Below are 21886 nucleotides of genomic sequence, written 5' to 3'. Positions count from 1 at the left end.
CTAAGTAATTTTCAAATAGTCGTTAACATCATTAATTGTTACCACAGAAATCGATTGCTCTTTACTGTGGCATTTCTGTATTGGAATATCATCTAAGCATAAAATACCTTTAATTTGCACCTGACTATAGTCTCCATGATTAATATACTTCATTTCTCTATCTTTGATTAGCCAAATATAGTCAATTAATTCTCTCATACCTTGTACAGCGTAATCCCTATTTTTCGTATATTTTACTTCCCCAATAACTATTTTCACCATATTGTTTGAATGGATTTCCCTTACCTCCACTAAAAAATCCGGTCTGCCGCTCCACATAGAATCATGCAAAGAAAAATTAAAATAGCTTTCTGCTAATCTCTTAGAATCTTGCATACTTAAAACTTTTCTATTTAAATATTCATTATTACTGTATTGTACTTCATGCCATTTCACGAGAAATTTCAAATCATTTGATCCTGTTGAATCATGATAGATATCATACTTGTAATTTTCGGTTATCCAACTAGCAACAACCTGATTTTTTCCGTCAATAATGTTTAGTTCAGCGTCTTTTGTATTACTCTTTATCATCTTAATAACCCAGTAAAGTTCAAATAGTACTTCCTCTTTATCTGGACTTATAAAAGTATCAGAAAGTAGTTTAGCGACTTCCTTCTGATGTAGCTTATAATTCATAATCTTCCTGTAGGACAACAAAAGCTCTGCTGCCTCTCTGTATAACGGATTTCGATGGTTTAATACTTCTAGTATCATTCGGTCAGTTACAAATAAACCTTTATTATTGATTCTTTTCAGATATACATTCTTTAAATATAGAGTTTCAAATTGAGGTTTAATTACCAGCCATTCATTCATCCAAGAATATTTAGAAACTTTATCCCATGAAATTTCATTAAGAATTGAATAAATGATATCAATTACTTCTTTTAGAACTAAATTTTCTTTGATCGTATAATTCCGATATTTTTCATTACAAGAAAATGTCGTTCTATCCTTAGGATTGGTATTTAATCTGTAATTTATAGTTTTGGTCCAATTAATTTGACCTTTAACTTGGCCTGTTAGGATTTCATTTTTAACAATAGTTGATGTTTTGAATTTTCTAATTCGATTCGGAAGCTCTTGTGCAAATCGTTTTATTTCTGGTTTTAAGATGAAATGTATTCTAAGTAATTGTTCTATGTTGTTTATATTTAAATTTAATTTTTTGATAAAAGATGCGAATCCAAATCTACCTGATTTTAGATATGCTGCTAAAAATTCAGAAACTTCTTCTAGTAGTTGTTGTTTATCAGCTTTCATTTAGAAAAAATCCCCTGCAAATTGCAATAATCGTTCATCTTCAACATCACTCAAAATGTTAACATCTTCAATAAATTGATTAATTTCCTCAATTTGTAATCCTTCAAATTGAGGAAGTACATACATGATCACAGCTGAAGTAATATCATCATCCTCAACAATATGAAGTGCAATATCTTTAAGAATTGCTGGACCGATTTTTTTATATTTATTAATCGCTTCCCAAAGTTTTGTTAATTTACCAGATAACTCGTTATTTTCAATTCCCCACACATTTAAGTAACTTTGGACCAATTCCTCAGTAATTTCTGAAGGTATAGTAATAGGTATAAATGCGAAACGTCTCATAAAAGCATAACTAAGTTCGTACAAAGACGACTTATCATACGTATTCATAGTGCCGATAATTCGCCAATCATTAGGTATTACATATTCATAATCATTTAAACTAATTGTTTCTTCCATTTTTCCTTGTGGTCTTAATACAATGTTTTCACCAGAGATCGATTCAAAACTTAATGTAATGGGGTCTCCTGTTAATGCTGAAAATAATGCACCAAAAGCCTTATCTATATCTGCTCGATTTAGTTCATCGATTATTAACCACTTCATTTGTGGTTCCATTGATAAACTATTTTTAATACACTCTAAAAACAATCCGGGTTTAAACAATAAATTTCCTTCACTAGTTGGTCGGTAGCCACCAATTGTTTCAAAGGTTGACCAATCAGAAGTTGCCGTAGACATTGTATATTTCACATTTATAGAATCACAAATTTCTTTTGCAAGCTTTGATTTACCTGTTCCTGGTGGTCCCGTAAATATAATGTGCTTTCCATTTTTCAGAGCAGTTTTTACTTGTCTCAAAATCGTTGTTTTATTATCGAAATACAAGTTTTCAATATTCAAATCATCGTTTAAATTAATGGTTGGAATAAAATAATTTTTCATTTGTTTTTTAGCATCAGAAATTTCATCTAATTCCTCTAAAGACAATATTATTTCAAACTCTTCTTTTGTTAGTTCAAATAGACTACCCTGGGCACCGTTTTTAATTGGATTACTGTCCTTTAATTCTTCTACTTCAATTAATTTTGTCCATGAAATTGGATTAATATCTTCTACATATCTTAAAGTAATCCCTTCAACTTCTCCCTCAGCATAATCCTCTGTTTTTCCTTTATGCATTCTTTGAACAACTTCTCCTAATGCAACTATTTCTTTTCTTGGAGTTGATTCATAGAAAACAATTTTATCCCCTGGTTTAACCTTTTCAAAGGCAGTAAATATCCTTCTCTTATTCCCTTTTAGATTATAGGCCGTATAAAATATATTGCTACCGTCCTTAATCTTATCCACCGTCCAAATTGATGGTTTAGCAGTTATCCAGAAATAGTTTAATTCATCATTAGTAAGATAAGGTTTTTCATCTTCCTGAACACTTTCAGACAGTGCTTCTTTTTCATTCAATGCTTTATATTTTGGAATTAGTTCAACGAATCTATTTTTCATTTCTTCATAAGTGAATTCATTAACATCTGAAACAACAGTTATATCGTTAACAGTTTCACCTATTCCCATCTCAGTACCAGCGAAAAGCCCGTATTCTATTATGGATTCATCGATTCTAAAGAACAATTGACCAGCAACTTTGTGATTTACTTTATCTTTTGGATATACCGCCAACCAGATATCAGTACTCCCAAAGTTTTGTCTCCAAGTAAAGTCATTAATAATTTTGTTAGGTGTAAATTCAAAGCCATCTAGCTCTTCAATGTGTTGAATAGCATTATGAATTTTACTCAATTCTAATACAATCTTATTTTTAAATTTTGAATAATAGAGGGGGAACAATATTGTAAAGTTACTCCAAGAATTTATTATATTAGTTTCATATTGAGAATTAATTATAGTCTTTAATTCTTCAAATTTAGTTATATCCATTTCTTTTCTTGCAATAATACTATCTAGTACTTCATAGCGAATTTTGTTTACTTTTTCAGTGTTAGAATATTGTCTTTTTAAACTTTCTAGAAATTGATAATCAAGGTTTTGAATTTCTTGAAGAAAGTCACTTGGATTATCCTTGAAATATTTTAAGCGTTTCGCAAAATAATTAATGAATTTTACAGCAGTATTGGTAATTAGGTCATAGTATTGGGACAAACAATAAATGAAGTCTTGAACGTCAAGCATATTCCAATTTGAGTAGCTAACTTTTTCTAACACCAATTTACATAACCTAACATAAAATTGATATTTCTCTCCTAAACTAAAACTACCCACTTTTTCATCGATTTCAAAGGTAGTTAAAAAATCCTTAAAAACTTCTTCCTTATATATTGGATAGAGTAAATAATCATATGCAGCTAGCAAATATCCAAACAAAGGTGTCCCAAGTTTGATTTTTGGATTGAATTTTTTACCATTTGCAATAAATTCATTTATTCTCTCATTTAATGGTATAGAAGAATCATATAAGTGATTAAGTAAAAGAGATACATCTTCAGGCTTTTCTTGTGCGTAATTAAGTAAATCTTTCAAGTTATTCCAATGAACAAAACTGCCCGATTGCGGATTATTATTATCAAGATATTTAATTACTTCTACAACATTGTCTTTGGAGATTGTAATTGAGGTTAAATATTCATTTGTTTTAGTTAGAATATCCTTTTTATAAGCTTCATCATAATACGGAGAATACTCTTTGAACCTTTGATACTCATTGGTCGCAATTTGAAAATAATCATCTGTAAAAAGTGTAGCAAAGTTAGCCATTGGTATACCCCCAGAATTATATTCGAAATTTTTAAAATTATTTCAGTAACAGAGTAACACATAAAGGATTTTAATAAAAAATGAAAAAGGCTACCAAATCAGTAGCCTGTAAATAATAACCTAACTTATAAATACTCTTTAGATAGAATATCAATCAATTTTCTAGCTGCTTTTTCATCAAGTTGAATAGACTGACTTGTTACTCCCTTAACTTTTCTTTCCTCAGATCCATAGGTATTTAATTGAAAATATTTATTGTTGTACTTATCTTTAAAAACCGAATATGTAGCTTGAACTTCTTGGTGCACGCTGTTTCTATTTTTATCGATTTTCTTTAATGATTCTTCTTTTACTAATGCCATTTCCATCATCCCTAGTTTAGTTTATTTAACTTCTTTAATTGCGCTTATTATTTCATCTTTAGATTTCATAAAGTATTTAGTAAACTCTGATTCTCCTGAATAAGAAATACAAAGGTAGTTTTGTGCTCTTGTCATAGCAATATAAAGCAATGACACTTCTTTTTCTTTACTTTCTTCTAGTGGGAAAGGCATGCTGTCGGTGTTTACTACGAAAACGGATTGAAAGTCTAGTCCTTTACTACTTTCAATTGTACTAATCTTTACTGATTCTTCTTCTTTTACAAAATTCCGTTTGGATCCTTCATGTTCGGTTATCCAATAGTAAGGGATATTATGCTTTTTAAACGTGCGAATGATTGTATCTGTTACAGCGAGCTTATTCGTCTTTTTAACTCGATAAAGAATCAGCATTTCTGAATAAGGCACTTTACGAATTTCATGAAGTTTCTTTATGGTTCGTGCTACTTTTTCCATTTCTTCAGTGAAATTGGTAGCTTCCAACACAAATGGTTCTGGTCCTTTACGTTTCGTTCCTTGTGGATGAATGATTTCAATACCTTCAGTTTGACCTTGAATTACCTTTGTATTTAATTGTGAATGCTCGCGGTAAAAATCCCAGGCAAACTTTACAATTTGAGCTGAATTTCTATAGTTGATATTCAAAATTTTAGATCGCCCTTGGAAACTCATTCCTGTGTCTTGGACATAGCTTGTTTTTCTTTTATAAATGTTTTGTGCTCGATCTTCTACTATTAACAAAGACTGTGTATTCGGATTTAATAAACGGCTTACTAGCCCTAGCCATTCTGGTTCAAAGTCTTGTCCTTCATCTATTAACACCGCATTATATTTGGGTAAAATAGCTTCGTTTTGATCAATCTTTTCAAGTATGGTCGGAATTTGATATTCTTTAATTTTTAAATCTTGTTTCAACCATTGATGGAAGTTGCGAATGATGATGTTGTCACTGACTTTATCTTCTTCAGGATCTTTTACAAAATCAAAAAGATCCTCAGGCTCTGAAAGTTTTGCATGAACCATTTGGCGGATGCTTTGAGCGAGTGAAATGTTATAGCACAGAATCAGTACTTTCCAGTCAGGGTGTTCTTTTACAATCATCTTCGCTCTTGAGGCTAAGATTAAGGTCTTACCACTACCCGCGACCCCTCGAATGAGTCGGTTCTTATCTCCTAATTGTTTCGCAAGATTCTCCTGATGAAGATCCATAACTTTAATATCTTTTAAAGACAACAAAAGTTGATCTTGATAAGGAACAGCTTGTTTAAATTCCGCACTAATTCGCACCTCAGGAAACAAATGATAACGAATGGCTGCGATCTCTTCATTTGTTAATGGTTCTTTTAGCCGGTAAGGCACAATAAACATATCTAGGATTTTCTCCATCAATAACTCTTCTGAGAAGTGTTCATTTTCTGGATCAATTTCGTCTCTTGCTAACGTTAAGCTTGGTTCAAGTATTGAATATAAGTTATCTCTCACCATATCTTTTTGATAGAGACGGGTGAAAACAACACCATAACCAAAAGGAAACTTCAGCTGAAATTGATACTTCCCTTCTGTTTGAATGAGGCTTTTATCTTTTTTCAATACATTACTTATATGAAATGCGTATTCTCTAGCTTGTTTTAAAGGGTTCTTCACAGTTGCTTGCGATCCATTCGCAGCTGAAATAACCCAGTCATCTGAATTAAGTTGATATAACGTGTTCCTTGTATAATCCTTCACTTCTAACACTATTAACCCTAGATCTGGTCCTAAAATAACAAAGTCTGGACGTCGACCTTGGATTTCTGGTTCATAGTACACAATATAATCATCAGGTAAGTAGTTTTTAAGTGTATTGAATAATAGTCTTTCGCCGGCTGTTGCAGAAGATCGTATTGTAAGTGGAACCATGTATGCCATGACATTCACCTATCTCATTTTTATTCAAAAATTTTTTTTACAATATTAGACATCTTTCTACCATTTTCTTAAAAAACTAGTAAAAATCAACTATTGTTTGTAAACTTTACCAAATTTTATTATGCTATAACTATACATATCTCGTAAAAACGGAGTGACGATTGTGATTAAATACCTAAAATCCTTATTTAAGAATGGCACTACAACACCTAGTACTGAATCTCTTCATTTCTATCAACAAAATCAATCTGAGTTACAGAAAATAATAAATACCCCATTTCCAGGAGGTCAGGCGACAGGTTATGTTTTCTTCGTACAAGATCAACAAACTGGTCATTTCCAGATTGGAAAAACCACACAAATAGATAAACGAATGAATGGTTTCACTGTTAACTTATCTTTCAAAAATGAGCTGATTTATCTTGTAAAGTCAGGCAACCATCATCAAACAGAAGCTGCCTTTCATGATTATTTCACTAACAAACGTGTACAAGGTGAATGGTATACCCTTAGTTCAGAGGATCTTACATGGTTAAGAAGCGGAAATTATTCAAGATATATTAAAGATACAATTAACGATAGAGGAATTATTAAAGAAGCGATTGACTCACGTAGAGTTCCCCTTACACCTAAACAAGAAGAATACGCGAAATCTCTTATACATAAGTTAGAGCAGTACGAGATGGTATCTAATGATATAGAATTGTCTAAGAAAGACCTGGATCGACTCATTATGTACTTTAAGTTCAAAAATAAAGGAACGATTATGAATATGGTTAAGGAAGGGATATTAAAGGAGAAAAACTCCTTAAGGGTGTAGTAATTATAAAATAATGCCTCAGCCCTGAATATCTATGACTATATTCACACAATAAAACCAAAAATTAAAAGGCTAGAGTCTGGTACAATAACTGCTCTAGCCTCTTAAAATTCCAGTTAAATGATTTTAATGCTCCTTAAATATTTGCAAGTATCTTATTCGCAACACGTATCATCTGTTCTTTTTCAAAGATCTCATCAAATTCAAGTCGCTTAACACCATATTGCATGTATAAACCCTTTTCTAGCATGCCGTCGTTAAACCACTTAATGTCTCTAATAGTTTGATATCGGAATTTTTGTTGGAAGTCTAGTGATTTATTCAAGAACCACACTCGTTTATTGGTAGCAATTAAATAACCTTTAATTTCTTTTTTACTGCTTTTATCAAACTCACAGAATAAAAAGGTTAATCCTTTTTCATCTGGCTCAAACACATTTCGTATGAGAGTTTGGAAGAAAGCCATATTATTTTTCACTTCGTTAAATTCGTAAGTCGTGTAAGAGTCAATTACTAGTGACTTTAATAGGTTTTCAACCTCTAGTTTTTCTTTTGCTTTTTGAGCTTCAAGTTGTTGCTGGCGTTCTTCAGCTGCATGTTTTCTTTTCATACGCTTTTGTTCTTTAACAGCTTCTTTACTACTTCGATAAGTTTGAACCTTTTCTTTTACTAGTACATTATCTTGATTCTTAGTTAAAAGCTTTACGAATAAATCTTCTGTTTTATAACATATTCTTTGATAGATCCCCATCTTACTCTCTCCTTAAGCTACCATTTTACGAGCCACATAGAATCGTCTTCCTAACCAAGCAGCTACTCCTAAACCAAAAATCATTGTGTTAGCTTCATCAGCTTCCTGGGCAGCTTGTTTTCCTAATCCGTAATGATACTCATATACTGTTTCAGCTTTCATGTATTTTTGAGGGACTTCATATTTTTCTTCATTGTTACCCATCTCATATGCTACTTCTGCAATTTTTCCAATTTCATTATTCGATTTGAATCCTTCTTTATACCAACTGATATATTTTTCTTTCTTGAGAGCAGGCTTTTTATAGGTAATCATGGTAAAGGCAGCATTATAGCCCATTTTTAAATACTTTTCTCTTAATTCATTCTGACCTTTCTCATATCCAGAAAGGTATGCGTTTATTAAAGTTTGACTTACATTCTTAGGCGTATTCTTAGTATCCTTTGTTCCATCTTCAAAACCTTTTTCTTGAAAACTAACAATCTGTGCTTCTTCTTTCTCTTTTAATGCTCTGTTAAAACCATTTTCGTATTCTTGTTTTAAAAGTGCATTATTCTGATACTTTGCAGGAAGAACTAACTTTTCATGTTTCTTCCCAACTTCATATCCTTCCCTCTCAACAGCTACTTTCTGCTCTTCAAACTTTTGCATTCCTTCTGCATACCCTTTAGAATAACCCGTGCTATAGCCAGATTGGAAAGCTGCTGAACCAGTAGATGAATCGTTTTCTTCTGCACCTTTTGTTCCATCAGCCAAACCTTTTTGATAGCCAGCTTTTTCACCTTTTGCTGAATCTTGCTGTTCGATCTGTTTTGGACTTCCGTTAATTTTTGCAGTATCATATCCATTTGGAACTTCACATGGAATACCATCATCTACAACATTACCAAATCCATCTAATCTCTCCGGATCATTTGTAGCTGAATAACCTTTTGCATTCCAGTAAGCTACAACTTCATCATAGTTGGAAAAATCCGAGCAGTCTTTATCACTGCGTGTAGCAGGAGCTGGTTTTGGTGCCGGCGTTGGTGCTGGAGTTGATCCACCGCTTGAACCTCCACCATTATGATAGTGATACCCTGTACATAATCCTTTTGCCTGAGACTTTGCTGAACAGTTATGTCCTCCACTACCGTCAGTTCTACCAGAGTGAGCATACCCTTGGTGCGGTAGAACTAAAATTACTAAAGCCATTAAAAAAATTAAATATTTCCCCATGTTCCCTATCTCCCTTTGTTACGTTTTCATTTATTTCCAAATTTAATAGTAATATCTATTTAATATTATTTCAATAAAATTTTCGACGAAAATGTGTTTTTCTTTTAAACAACCCCCTAAAACAAAGTAAATCACTCGAATATTAAATCGTTTTTCTATACAAAAAAAAGAAACACTAGTATTTTAACCAGAGTTTCTAATTTATTTTTTATACTTACACTATTATTTTTAACAGTATAATTAGCTTAAACGATCCAACCACTCACTTATATGAACATTTAACAGCTCACCCTGCTCAATCTGCAAATTATGCCCCGCAACATCCAACACCGAAAACGTCGCCCTCGAATACTTATCAAGTAACTTATAAACATCCTTATTACCCGTAACATGGTCCTGCCTACCTGTTATAAACACACAAGGTTTCTCAAACACTTCTTGATCGATCTTAAACGTGTATCCATAAGCTCCTGATATCTTCTCCAAGAACACTGAATCTGCAATCTTCAATCCAACGACTACTTCCTCATTGTACCTTTTCCACGTGTATTCATTTAACTTCACATGAATGACTTTGAAATCTTCTTTTTCTTCTTTTGTTAGTGTAGCTAGGAATTCATGATCTACTTCGATGTTTGTTTGTTTCGGCAGTGTTCGTTCACTGTGATTAGGCAGGATCATCGGACAGATAAATGCTGCACCCAAAACCCGCTCGGGGATCTTCGCAATGATTCCTCTTATGATATAACCACCGTACGATTGACCGGCTAATAAGAACGATTGGTCTGGTAATAAAGCATCGATGAACTGAATAACAGCTTCAAGCATCTCATCCGAGTTTTGAATCGAATCATAGTCTTTCGTCTGCCCCATTCCTGGCAGGTCGATATAGATGCGTCTGTATCCTTCCCTCTCTTGAAAGATGGGTTCCATGCAGCCTTTCATCAACCGGTGATCGGGGTAGAACCCGTGGATCATCACGATCGGTGTCCCACTTCCGTATTCTTCATAATAGATGTTCGCTTTCTGTACTTGGCAATACGACATATTTCAACACTCCTTCTCTATAAAGGGGGTTCTCTGTCATTGAAGAAATTCCTTCTATTTCGGATATAAACGAATATCATATAGGTGTTGTGTTAAAATGAAAAGAAAATAACGGGGAGGGCTATCTCTGAAGAACTATTTGATTCGGTTGTTATTTGGGATATTGACTGGCTTCGTTACGTATGGAATTCTAGTAATGTTTGATTTATATAACGGTGAAAGTTCAAACCTGATCATAGTACTTTCTATAATATGTGGTGGATGGTTTGGGTGGTATGTGTATCGTTATTGGACCACTAAAAAACATTGAATGTAAGCAAGTGAAAGATAAAGAATTGAAGGAGCGTTTTGTTTGAAAGCTTATTTTATCCGGTTAGCGTTTAGCATCATGTCGATGGTCATCATTTATGGGATTTTCTTTTTATTAGGATGGCACACAAAGAACTTTGCACCTTTCATCATCCTCCCACTTGGTTTAGCAGGTGGTTATGGTGCGCTTTATGTGTATAAAATGATTCAAGAGGCAAAAGCGAAGGAACAACTGTAAAGAAAAAGGACAGGTCGGAAGTCATCGTAACTTCTAACCTGTCCTTTTCTATTAAGAAACGGAGTCGCATTTCGTTTCACAGTTTTTTGAGAGTGAGCAAGCGGCACATTTGCCTTGCTTGCTTTTTTTGATGTGACGAAAAAGTGCCCAGCTAAGTTGATAAGAGTTTTATACTTACATCTGACAGCTCGGACAATAAAACGACTTATGTGAGGAATGAACCACCCTTTCAATCGTCCCTCCACATCTCGGACACTTCTCACCTTCTCGTTCATATACGTACGTGTTTTCGTTATATCTTCCGGTCTTCTCGTCGCCTTCATACATCGGGAAATCCATGTATCCCCCAAATTGAACCGCTCTTGAAAGAACAGGTTTGATGCTGTCATACAGATTGTTTCTCTCTTCTTCCGTTAAGTCACTCGCTTTTCGTAACGGATGTAACCTCGCTTGAAAGCAGATTTCATCGGAATAGCAGTTTCCGATTCCAGCGATAAAGGATTGATCGACTAACAATGGTTTGAGTGCACCCTTTTTCCGTTCTAATCTATCTAAGAACACATCCCTCTGCAATTCAAATGGTTCTGGACCAAGATCGCTGAGCTTTTCATCCAGTTCCACTTGACTCAGTAAATGTAGATAACCTAACCGGAGCCCAATAAAGTTCAGTTGCAGCTCTCCAAAGGAAAGAATGATTTGTTTTGTTCGATCTGGATTCTTATCTGAAGTTCCAAGAAACATCAGTCCTCCAAGCATTAAGTGAAGCAGGAGAAAATTCCCCGAACTTAGCTCAAAGATCAGGTGCTTTGCTCTTCTTTTGACGAAGGTGATATTAGACCCTTTTACAGAGTCGATAAAGGTTTGAACCCCTGTGTTAATGGACTTCTCTCTGTTAATCTCTACATTCGTAATCGGCTTATGTAAGATATTATGATTTAGAAACTCACGATACGTTTCCATCTCTGGCAGCTCCGGCATAGTCCCAACTCCTTATATTGCGTTCTCTCTTGTTAGTATTGAGTTGGTTGGATAATTTATGTAAATAAAAAAAGCCGAATCAAAATGATCAGCTTTATTTTGTGCATCTCTTTTATAGCCACTCTTTTCCGTGATTCAGAATAAAACGAATATCTTCTCGATAGTGATCAAGATGCCCCTCTTCTATCATTTGTTGAAAAGCTTTGTCACCTTCACTTGCTCTTCTTATTATTGTTCTACATAACCCTTCTAATCGACGCAAAACGATATCCAAATAACTACTATCCACATCTTCACCGTACGCTTCAAAAAAACATTGGACTCTTTGTTTGATTCGGTCTGCGTGCTGCTTACGATTGTAATTTATGGTCTTGCCTGTTTCATCTAGATAAAATCTGCTTAAAGGCACGCACGTGTAGAGCGTATAGGCAATGTCCCAAAGTTTCGGCCCAGGACCCGCTACATCAAAATCAATGATTCCAACCGGTCGTTCGTGATCAAAGATAATGTTATAAATGGCAAAATCATTATGGCAGAGCACCTCAAAAGGCTCTGGAGTGTGATCGATGGGCTGCCAACATTTTTCTATAGGGAAATCTGCTACAGCATCGTGATAGCGTCGAAGCATTTTGGCAATCTCCATTAGTACATCATCTGACCACATATACTTTTTTAACGGGTAATGACCAGCTTCACCTTCTATATAAGATAAGATCTCTCTATCCTTTTCATCAATACCTAAAAACTTTGGCGCATAAGTGAACCCTTTGTTTTCTAAGTGCTTTAATAGCTTGTGAACTCTAGCACTTTCTGGTTTAAGTTCTCGTCGAACCGTATCTCCTAGTCGAAATACGGTTGAGACATTTCCTCCAGTTAGTATTTCTTCGTTTTCTTTGTTTGGCATCTAATCTACACCTCCTTATTTCTTTAATTAACTTTCTCCAATCCTTTAATCATTTATAGAACTAAGTCCTGTTTATATACTATTCCATGCTCTAAATAGACTTTTAACAGGGTTAATGCTTCTCCCCATCCAACAGCACATCCGATACAGGCACGTATGTCTCTTTGTGAATGCGTATAACCAGACTCATTCAGTACTACTAATGTACCGTCTTTATAAGGTTTAAGTTTAATGGTTACTGTTGAACTTTGTTCTCCTGGTGACCACTGAAACACAAATTTTTGGTTTGGAATTGCTTCTAGTATACTTCCCCCATCTTCAATCGTTACATTTTCGCTACCGAAGTTTAGCCACCGCATTCGAATTTCACCTGTTCCGTCTGGATTGATCTCTAAAGACGTTACATCTGTAAACCATGCATTCCAGCCTTGAGCTGTTGAAATTGTATGATACACGTCTTCTACTGTTACTTTAATATAGGTTTTATGATTTATTTCTGGCATTTATACAATCCTCCGTACACTTATGGTTCTTTCTTTATAAAAGAATATCTAACATCCATTCGCTTGAAAAAGTTTTGGGATGGGTTCAATCTTCTAAAGTTCTCGTACACTCCAAACAATCTCTCCATTCTCGTCCCATGTACTGTGGTCACGTTCAAACCCCAACTTTTCAAGTACGCGGAAGGATGCAGCATTCCAAGCCCGTACCGTCGACCAAAGCTTGTGTCGTCCGGTTGCAACTGCAGCATCTAAGACCACGGTTGCTGCCTCAGTCGCATAACCATTACCTTGTACTTTTTGGAACAACTCGTATGCAATCTCCGGTTCTTCAAGTGTAGAACGACCAATAATTAATCCGCAGTACCCAATATAATCGCCTTCATCTCGACGACGAATAGTTTGCAAAGCAATTCCGCTTTCATATGCTCGATTGCGTAAAGTAGTGACATTCTCACGAGCAGTAACTATAGTCGGCATACCTTTGCCCCGTTCCGCAACAAGTTCTCTATACCATGATGCATCTGATTCCTTCCATAGACTAAGGGACAGTCGATCCGTTTCCATCTCAAACGTCATAGGTTTAAATTTAGCTGTCATCTTATGTGCAACCTCCTAGACTAATAGTTTTATATTAATGAACTCATTAACCTTGAAAATCTGCACTTTACACAACTACCATCGTTAATCAGTTTACTTCAACTACAAACGTGTAAGATATTTCACCATTGGACCATTTGGCTAAAACCTCATAGATGTATCGACTTTACTTGCCGGAGCGGATAAACGATTGTTATCTAATATGACTTCTTTACCGCTACCATCTCTGTTCCACGGAAAAACAGATAGTTTGGGTTTATCTTTTATTTCGATTGCAATATCAGCGCCTGGTTTTACTTCTATAGCTTCAAACCCCTCACCAATTTGATAAGGTGATGCTGCATCCGTTGTCACAGCTTCAGTTTCTAATCCCTTTTTTCTTTCCCATCTATAATTTCCTGGTTCCATCTCATGTCTAACACCTTCGATTTTAATGAATCCTGGAACCGTTGGAGGGAAGTCATTTTCATTCTCTTCTGTTTTCTGACCATTTCCATCAAAAGAAGTTGTACACCCCGTTATGCAAAATAAAAAAATGACGATTATGAAAAACAATTGTTTTGTTTTCAAAACATAACCCCTATTTGAAATGACATTTACTTAGCGGTAACTAATGCTCAATATTTTAAAAATTGATCAATACCATAAATGGATGTAAGTATGTAGATCATGGTTAGAACTTGTAAGATTGATTTTGATTTTACACAAAACTTATAAGTGAAATAAGTTACGGTAGCGGATAGAAAGGGACTAAAAGCAAAAACAGAAGTATACAGGAAAGCTCCATATTCCATTTGATCCACAAAATACATGTTGCTAGAAATCCAAACAAAGAACATCCACCAACTAACTAAGGAAAACATGATAAAGATTATATACTTCATTGTGTTTCACCATTTTCTGTCCCTTCTTAACCTTTAAATGAACACACTTTATTGATATAAGAACTAGACCCGATTATTGAATATAATCATTCTGCTAAAAGATCGGTAATGTAGTCTACTAACTCTTCTTTAACTTCTTCTAGCGTTTCATCTAGTAGTTCCCCAAAAATTTTACTGCCTGGAATCTTTTTTGAAACAGGCATTCCTAAGAATGATCGATAGCAATCCCATATTTTAATTGTATGTAGATCAATTAGTTCTTTTTCTTCTGATATACCAATCGAAATGGTGGAAATGTATTCAGGAGTAAATGGATGGTCACCTTCTCTGTGAAATTCACCATCAAAAGATAAATTCTTATTATTATGAAGAGGTTTGTATTTTAATAACAAATATTCAATATCGTCTGCTAAAGCTGCTTCAATATCTTTAATTCTTTGCATTAGTTCATGTGAAAACTCTCTTTGATGATATCTCATTTTACAATCACTTCATTTCTCAAATGTCTTTTCAGTAAACAATCTGTTGCGTTATTTAATTCAATAAAAAAGAGCATTAATCCTTTAAAGATTAGTGCTCCATATTGCGTATTAAATTTATCTCCCAAAAAAAGAACAATACTCTACTCTTCAATTTGAAAGTTGCATTGCCTTTTCATGGGTTTCTAAAATTAGCTTAAGCTCTGCCAGATCGCTTATCGTATAATCGGCTGCCTCCGCTTCTTTCCAATGAGGGCTGGTTTTCCAGACGGCAATCATACCAGTATTTCTAGCAGCTTCCACGTCATTTTTGGGGTGATCGCCCACAAACATGCACTCTTCCGTCTTAACGTTTAGACGCTCTGCAGCTCTCTCGAAAACAAGTGGATCAGGCTTTCTCAATCCCTCCATCTCAGATATAAGGATTGTGTCGAAGTACTCTTTTATCTCTAGTGCTTGAATCGTGTCATTCTGAAACACACCGTAACCGTTCGTGACCAAACCGAGGCGATAGCCTTCTTTCTTTAGCTCATCTAACATGCTGATAAGGTTTGGAAACGGTGTGCAATGGTGCTTGAACTGTGTTAAATAATCATCCAGGAGTTCTCCTGGAGGCATTCTTCTGACAGCAAGCTCCTCGGCTAGCTTTTGGTACACTTTGTCCTTCCACACATAACCGTTCTCCTCTAACTCGATAAATCTTTTCGCAAACAATTTTTTAGGTATATGGGACAACACGGATGACAGACGAGTATGTTGGTCCTCTACGAACTTCTTAACCGACGTGTCGCGGTCCAAAAGGGTTCCGTCCAAATCAAACAGTACAGCTTTTATCAAAATAACTCTCTCCTATCCTTGCATTCTGTATATGAAGGTATGTACCCGTAATTATGACCTTGCACGCACTAAAAAGCATAGTTTAAGAAATAATCGAACTAATCCCTAGACAAAACTTCTATATAGTTAAGCCTCTGATCTAGATCATACTTCTGACGCAGGTGATGACGAAAATGCATACTGACAAGAGATAACCACTCTTTTGCATTCAGCCACCCAAAGCCACCATGCTTCATTTTGCAGTTTGGGTTTATCTCTTCTACTTTCAATTCCAAGTCTTTCATCCTATCCATTAATTGATCGAGCTCTGACATAATCTCTTCTTTACTTTTTGTATTGTCCGGTGGGGCATCAAGTTCTTCAGGCAGTTTAATTTTAATGGGAGGGAATCCACCGATATTAAATAGGTACTCTCCGAATTCGGATTTTTCCTGATGTTGCACTTCAACAGCTTTCTCACAATCTTCTACACTATCTAGATATTCATGAGCTACCACAATCAAATGGTCATACATTTGACCGATCGACCAAACCCCTTGTTCAGGAATATAGCTGAGCTGTTCGTTTGAATAGTTTTGTAAAAAGCTTTTATAGGTTTCTATTAACTTCAGATCACTCATCGTAATAACCTCCGTTTCATAACAACTAGTCTTATTCTTAACTTCAATAAAAAAGAGCACTTCTCCTTCTTGAAGAAATGCTCTGTTAGTTTGCGTGTTCGTCTTTTCCCTAGCTATTCCATGAAATAATATTTTGACTTTATTTTTTTCAACCAAATACTTGTGCAGCGATTCCATATAACTTTTGGTTTCTGTTTGGCATTGCATTTGAATTCTTCATCATTATTGGAGGCTCATTAACTTTATTAAAACCACATGTACGTAAGAAAGTCATGAAATCATGATGACCTGATGGCACATCAATCCTAAGATTTCCATGATGGTTAGTAGCTAACTCTTTCATGATAGAAGCGGCTGTTTTAAAGTCCGGCGCTACAATCGGTCCTACTATTAGATTTATAGGTCCTTGTATAGATAGACCAAAACCAATAATCTGGCTGTTCTGATCTTTTACAACGATACATTGTTTCGATTGTTCAATGCGATTGAGCAGAAATTTGCTTCTCTGATCACCAAATGCCGCTGAGTCTAGTTCCATCATTTGTTGAAAATCATCTACTTTGTAAGTATCTAATGTAAATTCATTACTAACTTCAAGCGATTCGGAGAAAAAATTTTCACATAAAAACTTATGTACAACATCTACCGTTCTAAAGCCTAAGCTTTCATATAACGGTTTCCCTTCATCCGTTGAGATTAGCATAATTGATGTCTCTTTAGACACGCTAGCAATACATTGTTGAGTGACTTCTTTTCCTAATCCATGGCCCCTATAATCTGAATGTACGATAACCATACCGATTGAGGCTAGATTCGTATCGTATGGAATGATCGCAGCACTTGAAACGATTTTACCTTCAGGATTTTTATGTCCATAAATTTTTCCTGATGACAGAATCGTTCTTATTTCGTTTTCATCATAGTCCCATCCGACAGATGAAGAAAGCTCTATTAGACTTGAAACATCATTATTGTTAAATTGCTCTACTTTTAATACAACTCGATCTTCCGTATACATGGAGTAGCCCCCTATTGTAGTTGTACCCTTATTATAGTTTATAATTGTTTAGAATCGACATACAAACGGAATTTTGTGAATGTTACAGGCTGCACGCCGCTACAGTATAGGGTGAATAATTAATCTGCACGTTGAATTTCAAATCATCAAATCTTTCTCACGGGGTTGCACATTATTGTTGAAATTTAATATAGGGGGGTGTATTTAAATGGAGATTATGTTGGACAACTTAGTTGAAGCTAAACGTCAAATTGACTCAACGATTCATAAACTAAAAGAAACCGTTAAAACGCTGGAAGGTAAAGAAAATCCGAACCGGTATAAGTCTCAGATCACCTTAGCGCAAAGACGTATAGATGCATTCGAACTCTCCCTGTATTTGATTGAAAGAGAAATTCGTGACCTAAGCGAGAATAGCTAAGCATCTTCCGCAACAAAAAAGGACCTTAGTGATAAGGTCCTTTTTTTGTTTCTTCAGTGTTTGTTCGTTAACTTTTTATAATCTTTGTTATTATTGACCAGTTCCATTGCCAAATCGATTGCGCAAAGCACAGTTTGGAGCATCTGTAACCGCTCGAACACTTTCTACTCTGTTTCTGCAAAGTTTTCTCCAAGCGCTGTCATTTCGAGATTCAGCCCAATTACATCTGCAGCACATATCTCTTCTTAACTGACCTTCTGAGTGACGCTTTACTTTTTTGTGACAGCCACATTCATGTTCATGACGTTCAACACGCTTGTTACATCCACATTCATGATGGTGACGTTCAACGCGCTTGTTACATCCACAAGAACGATGACCTGAATTATTTCCAATCCAACCCATAACTAATCCCCCCTTAGTTCCCGAAGGTATACCTTCGATTATGATATTCTATGAATTCCCTCAGAAAGTGCTTGTACACCTATCACAGTGCCCAATCAATTCTGCTTGATAAATGCAAAAAAAGGCATTAATCCCCTTTGGATCAACGCCCTCTCAATAATGACTAGGATATAAATTCATCTTTCAGAAGTCCCATGACAACCGTGTCATAATATTTTCCGTCAATAAACTCTTCATTTCTTAAACGTCCTTCTACTACAAACCCACATTTTTCATAGGAACGGATGGCTTGTTCGTTCCCACTCCATGTTTCTAGTTTGATACGCTGCAAATTCATGGTCTGAAATAAGTAATGAATAAGGGTTCTCATTGCATCCGTTCCATAACCCTTGCTCCAGTATTCTTTCACACCAATTCCAATTCCGACCGAACAACTTCTAGAGATAATATTCAATCCACTATACTGGATCCCTCCAATATGTTGAGGATTCTCTCCCATCGTATAAATCGAAAATTTGTCGGTTTCACGTTTATCTATCTTTTTCACATCATTCTCGTAATCAGCCTCAACATTTTCTGTTGAAACATGGCAATAGGCGTAATATCCTGTACCCGATATCAATTTGGCCGTTTCCTCATCATTACGCCATTCAAAAATTCGTTTGTAATCCTCTAGTGAAACAGGTTGCAGTTCTACTTTTTGTCCCTTAAGCATAAACGTGATCACATCCTTTCCATTTAATTCTCATTATCCCATTCCATATAAACTTTCCTTATCCTTCCTGAAGATAGGGTAATATTGTTGGATCGGTAAAAAATCCAAATATTAGAATAAGTAAAAAAAAAGACCCGCTTAGCAGGTCCATACAAATTATATGTTCTTTAGGAATTTAAATAGAGTTGGATATTGATGCTCTGGAATGTACTGATTAAAGAAATGTGTAGCAATTAGTACCAATACTATTGTTAGAACACTAAATAAAGTAATCTCTTTCATCTACGTTATCTCCTATTCTCTCTTGAAGTAAATTAAATCATTTCATTCTTCTCAAGAGGTTAGAGATAACTGGATTGATAGAGAAAAGGATTAAGAAACGCTGCTTTCTTTAGAGGATTTTCTAAGATTAGTTTTACATCATTTTTGTTTTCAACATGTACTTTTCTAACACTTTTGTTCTGAAACGGATTTAATGCCTTTTGAACCTTTTTACTCTCAATAGCGTTTTTAGTCATTATGATAGATATATCATCCGATGCTATTGAGCTTGCAGTCCATTCATACTCTTGCGCGGAAGTTGCGCCTTCCATATGGAAGTAATTTGGAACAAAAGATATTTTTAAACATACGCAAAGTAAAACCAATAAAGAAAATAACCGCAATTTCTTAATCCCCCCTCTCATTCAAAACTATTTTAATTTTAGCATAATAAGTGAGCTGTAAATATATGAGATCTTTCAAATAAAAGAGGAAACTCCTAAAAGCGGAGTTTCCAAGATAAGTAACTATTTATTTCTGTAATTCGATTTCATAACCTCCCTATATTTACGTGCTTTTTTTCACGTTACTCGTTGCAATACCTATAAGGATAATTATGATTCCATTGATAAAAAACAAAGTAGAATAGATTAGAGTAACAGCTGCAGCTCCAAAACCACCTGGATCAAATGAACTTATAACATCTAATGAAAGCTTAAAAATAAATGGTGATAAAAGAATTACTATAACTCCAGATAAAACTCTTCTTACTCGATCTCTCCCTGCCCATTTAAATGCAATAACATTAGTAAGTCCCAAGATGAGCAATATGATGCTAATAAAGAGAATTTCCATATTTACTCCCCCTCCATACATTTATACTCTAAATAATCTATGTACAAAACTTGATTGATACTTACCGCTTAATAACCTGAACCATTTGTATATATAATAACCAAGAATTGCTCCAGCAACATTACAAATCACATCGTCTATATCTGTAACACGCCCCCAGCCCCCGAATATTGATTCAAGGAGTTGTAGTAGTTCAATCGTTACAGAGATTCCAATCGCATATAAGAAAATATGATTGAAATGTATTACACTTTTCCAAATGAGTGGTACTAAAAAGCCTAAAGGGACAAATAGTAGAATATTGCCTCCAACATTTCGAATAATCAGCCCAATCATAAAGAGTATGTCCCCATCATAGGCTGTACCTATTAAACTTACTTGTTTCAAAATGGAAACTAGTGGGGTTAAATTTAAATAAGCTGATAGATTTTCATATTCAACAGAAAATCCTATAGGAAAAGGAAACAAAGTGACCGAGACAACCACTAAACAATAGGTAACAAAAAGAAGTTTAGTCATTTCGGTCAATAAAATTGTTGGCTTTTTCTTTTTCTTATTCTTTATGAACATAAAGCCCCTAATAGCTAAATAACATATGACTCCGATAATAATAAAGAACTCCCCATTAATTAAATACACCTATAGTCATCTCGCTTTTTAATTTTTAACCTTATTTTACCATATTTTGTAACGATCACTAAATAATTTTAAAAGGTACATCTCTCGGTAGAGATGTACCTTTTTTATGGAATGAATTCTATTTTATAATTTAAATCATCGTTAGAGCAAATCTACAACAACAATTAAAAAATTGTATGAAGTTACTGGAGGTTATTTCTTCTCTTATACTCTTCTAAACTATAATCCGCTAAATCTTTTGCGTCTTTATTTTTACTAGTAGATATTTCTTTTAATACTTCAAATAAATAATTATTAGTTAAAATACCTTTATTATTACCTTCAGCACATTCCGAGAGAAATAACATAAGGTAAAGTTGCACCTTGGGATTATTGTGCTTTCTCATTTTTTCTACCATATACCTTATTACATCTTTATCTGTTGAAATAATCTTAGTGAATAAACGATCAATGTCGTTAGGCTTTCCATTTACCATTAAATCATCAATTTCACGGTAATACTTCTCTTTGGATTTATCTTTTTGATTATCACACTTCTGTATAATCTCAATGCCTTTATTTGAAATAAGTTTTTCTAAGAATTCACTGAAAGAAGTAGCTATTTCTATTATTTGATCTGATTCAGTATTGATATAAATTACCGGAGGATGTTCCTTTACATTCCTATAGTCAAGTGCCACCCATGTGTGTCCATCTCCACTTAATAGAACTATATTTTGAGGTAAACCCCATTCATCAATTAAATTATAAGTGTCCAATATTCCAATGTCTGTACCAATCCCCATAATATGATCGATGTTAATACAGTTTGCATTGTTCCTTATTGAATCGTTGAGGGCTATTGTGGAATTGTCCACTATATAACCGCCGTTTTGGACTTTCAAGATTTCTATATATGCTAAGGGTAATTCTATCCTGAATTGCACCTTTGCTTTTTTAATTATTTCATCATTTATCGGACTTAACTTATAGATATCATTTTCAATATCTTCTCTCCAAATCAACAACACCATCAC

24 protein-coding genes and 1 pseudogene are annotated in these 21886 nt (G+C 34.6%); 3 read left to right on the top strand and 22 right to left on the bottom strand.

Annotated elements, in window-relative coordinates:
* From FS458_RS08945 to FS458_RS08930, 4 genes are all read right to left on the bottom strand, one after another.
* Positions 1 to 1305 (bottom strand): hypothetical protein, encoded by a 1305-nt coding sequence (locus FS458_RS08945; protein WP_144699626.1) that lies wholly within the window; start codon positions 1303 to 1305, stop codon positions 1 to 3.
* Positions 1306 to 4083, bottom strand: a complete 2778-nt coding sequence (locus FS458_RS08940; RefSeq protein WP_144699624.1) for an AAA family ATPase — start codon at positions 4081 to 4083, stop codon at positions 1306 to 1308.
* Positions 4084 to 4208: 125 nt separating this feature from the next.
* Positions 4209 to 4445, bottom strand: a complete 237-nt coding sequence (locus FS458_RS08935) for a methionyl-tRNA formyltransferase (protein WP_144699622.1) — start codon at positions 4443 to 4445, stop codon at positions 4209 to 4211.
* A 21-nt stretch (positions 4446 to 4466) separates the two neighbouring features.
* Complete coding sequence (locus FS458_RS08930) at positions 4467 to 6371, bottom strand: 3'-5' exonuclease (RefSeq protein ID WP_144699619.1); 1905 nt, start codon at positions 6369 to 6371, stop codon at positions 4467 to 4469.
* A gap of 163 nt (positions 6372 to 6534) precedes the next feature.
* On the opposite strand from FS458_RS08930, the gene FS458_RS08925 reads away from it, so the two are divergent.
* Positions 6535 to 7191: a GIY-YIG nuclease family protein gene (locus FS458_RS08925; RefSeq protein WP_186320497.1), complete on the top strand. Its 657-nt coding sequence runs from the start codon at positions 6535 to 6537 to the stop codon at positions 7189 to 7191.
* A gap of 136 nt (positions 7192 to 7327) precedes the next feature.
* Here the strand turns inward: FS458_RS08925 and FS458_RS08920 are convergent, their stop codons facing one another.
* From FS458_RS08920 to FS458_RS08910, 3 genes are all read right to left on the bottom strand, one after another.
* The gene (locus tag FS458_RS08920) at positions 7328 to 7942 is read right to left on the bottom strand and encodes a hypothetical protein (RefSeq protein WP_144699615.1); all 615 of its coding nucleotides are present in this window, start codon (positions 7940 to 7942) and stop codon (positions 7328 to 7330) included.
* 12 nt (positions 7943 to 7954) lie between these two features.
* Positions 7955 to 9160, bottom strand: coding sequence for a hypothetical protein (locus FS458_RS08915; RefSeq protein WP_144699613.1), 1206 nt, complete (start codon positions 9158 to 9160; stop codon positions 7955 to 7957).
* A 240-nt stretch (positions 9161 to 9400) separates the two neighbouring features.
* Positions 9401 to 10207 (bottom strand): alpha/beta fold hydrolase, encoded by an 807-nt coding sequence (locus tag FS458_RS08910; RefSeq protein ID WP_144699611.1) that lies wholly within the window; start codon positions 10205 to 10207, stop codon positions 9401 to 9403.
* Between the two features lie 352 nt (positions 10208 to 10559).
* Between FS458_RS08910 and FS458_RS08905 the strand changes: the two genes are divergently transcribed.
* Positions 10560 to 10754: a hypothetical protein gene (locus FS458_RS08905; protein ID WP_144699609.1), complete on the top strand. Its 195-nt coding sequence runs from the start codon at positions 10560 to 10562 to the stop codon at positions 10752 to 10754.
* A 174-nt stretch (positions 10755 to 10928) separates the two neighbouring features.
* On the opposite strand, the gene mutM is transcribed toward FS458_RS08905, so the two are convergent.
* From mutM to FS458_RS08855, 9 genes are all read right to left on the bottom strand, one after another.
* Positions 10929 to 11732, bottom strand: coding sequence for a DNA-formamidopyrimidine glycosylase (gene mutM, locus FS458_RS08895; protein ID WP_144699607.1), 804 nt, complete (start codon positions 11730 to 11732; stop codon positions 10929 to 10931).
* A gap of 112 nt (positions 11733 to 11844) precedes the next feature.
* A complete protein-coding gene (locus tag FS458_RS08890; RefSeq protein ID WP_144699605.1) occupies positions 11845 to 12636 on the bottom strand; it encodes an aminoglycoside phosphotransferase family protein in 792 nt (263 codons plus the stop codon).
* 53 nt (positions 12637 to 12689) lie between these two features.
* Positions 12690 to 13139: an SRPBCC family protein gene (locus tag FS458_RS08885; protein WP_144699603.1), complete on the bottom strand. Its 450-nt coding sequence runs from the start codon at positions 13137 to 13139 to the stop codon at positions 12690 to 12692.
* Between the two features lie 93 nt (positions 13140 to 13232).
* Positions 13233 to 13736 (bottom strand): GNAT family N-acetyltransferase, encoded by a 504-nt coding sequence (locus tag FS458_RS08880; protein WP_144699601.1) that lies wholly within the window; start codon positions 13734 to 13736, stop codon positions 13233 to 13235.
* Between the two features lie 141 nt (positions 13737 to 13877).
* Positions 13878 to 14306: a hypothetical protein gene (locus FS458_RS08875; RefSeq protein WP_144699599.1), complete on the bottom strand. Its 429-nt coding sequence runs from the start codon at positions 14304 to 14306 to the stop codon at positions 13878 to 13880.
* Between the two features lie 400 nt (positions 14307 to 14706).
* Complete coding sequence (locus FS458_RS08870; protein WP_144699597.1) at positions 14707 to 15099, bottom strand: hypothetical protein; 393 nt, start codon at positions 15097 to 15099, stop codon at positions 14707 to 14709.
* Positions 15100 to 15249: 150 nt separating this feature from the next.
* Entirely contained in the window at positions 15250 to 15936 is a 687-nt protein-coding gene (locus FS458_RS08865; RefSeq protein WP_144699595.1) for an HAD family hydrolase, read from the bottom strand.
* Positions 15937 to 16034: 98 nt separating this feature from the next.
* The gene (locus tag FS458_RS08860; protein WP_144699593.1) at positions 16035 to 16556 is read right to left on the bottom strand and encodes a DinB family protein; all 522 of its coding nucleotides are present in this window, start codon (positions 16554 to 16556) and stop codon (positions 16035 to 16037) included.
* 148 nt (positions 16557 to 16704) lie between these two features.
* Positions 16705 to 17574 carry a GNAT family N-acetyltransferase gene (locus FS458_RS08855; protein ID WP_144699591.1) on the bottom strand — a complete coding sequence of 290 codons (870 nt, stop codon included), beginning with the start codon at positions 17572 to 17574 and terminating at the stop codon, positions 16705 to 16707.
* A gap of 208 nt (positions 17575 to 17782) precedes the next feature.
* Between FS458_RS08855 and FS458_RS08850 the strand changes: the two genes are divergently transcribed.
* The gene (locus tag FS458_RS08850) at positions 17783 to 17995 is read left to right on the top strand and encodes a hypothetical protein (RefSeq protein WP_144699589.1); all 213 of its coding nucleotides are present in this window, start codon (positions 17783 to 17785) and stop codon (positions 17993 to 17995) included.
* Positions 17996 to 18085: 90 nt separating this feature from the next.
* Here the strand turns inward: FS458_RS08850 and FS458_RS08845 are convergent, their stop codons facing one another.
* From FS458_RS08845 to FS458_RS21260, 6 genes and pseudogenes are all read right to left on the bottom strand, one after another.
* Positions 18086 to 18400 (bottom strand): hypothetical protein, encoded by a 315-nt coding sequence (locus FS458_RS08845; RefSeq protein ID WP_144699587.1) that lies wholly within the window; start codon positions 18398 to 18400, stop codon positions 18086 to 18088.
* A gap of 163 nt (positions 18401 to 18563) precedes the next feature.
* Positions 18564 to 19115, bottom strand: coding sequence for a GNAT family N-acetyltransferase (locus FS458_RS08840; RefSeq protein WP_144699585.1), 552 nt, complete (start codon positions 19113 to 19115; stop codon positions 18564 to 18566).
* Between the two features lie 341 nt (positions 19116 to 19456).
* Positions 19457 to 19780, bottom strand: coding sequence for a hypothetical protein (locus tag FS458_RS08835; protein WP_144699583.1), 324 nt, complete (start codon positions 19778 to 19780; stop codon positions 19457 to 19459).
* A gap of 163 nt (positions 19781 to 19943) precedes the next feature.
* Entirely contained in the window at positions 19944 to 20231 is a 288-nt protein-coding gene (locus FS458_RS08830) for a hypothetical protein (protein ID WP_144699581.1), read from the bottom strand.
* A 21-nt stretch (positions 20232 to 20252) separates the two neighbouring features.
* Positions 20253 to 20870: a VanZ family protein gene (locus FS458_RS08825; RefSeq protein ID WP_260858525.1), complete on the bottom strand. Its 618-nt coding sequence runs from the start codon at positions 20868 to 20870 to the stop codon at positions 20253 to 20255.
* 566 nt (positions 20871 to 21436) lie between these two features.
* Positions 21437 to 21883: pseudogene (locus FS458_RS21260) on the bottom strand (SMI1/KNR4 family protein); the annotation flags it as partial.
* Positions 21884 to 21886: the final 3 nt, after the last annotated feature.

Source organism: Fictibacillus phosphorivorans, from assembly GCF_007673525.1.
Lineage (GTDB): Bacteria > Bacillota > Bacilli > Bacillales > Fictibacillaceae > Fictibacillus > Fictibacillus phosphorivorans_C.
The sequence above is the reverse complement of the archived record's forward strand: the minus strand, read 5'-3'. Positions and strand labels throughout refer to the sequence as shown.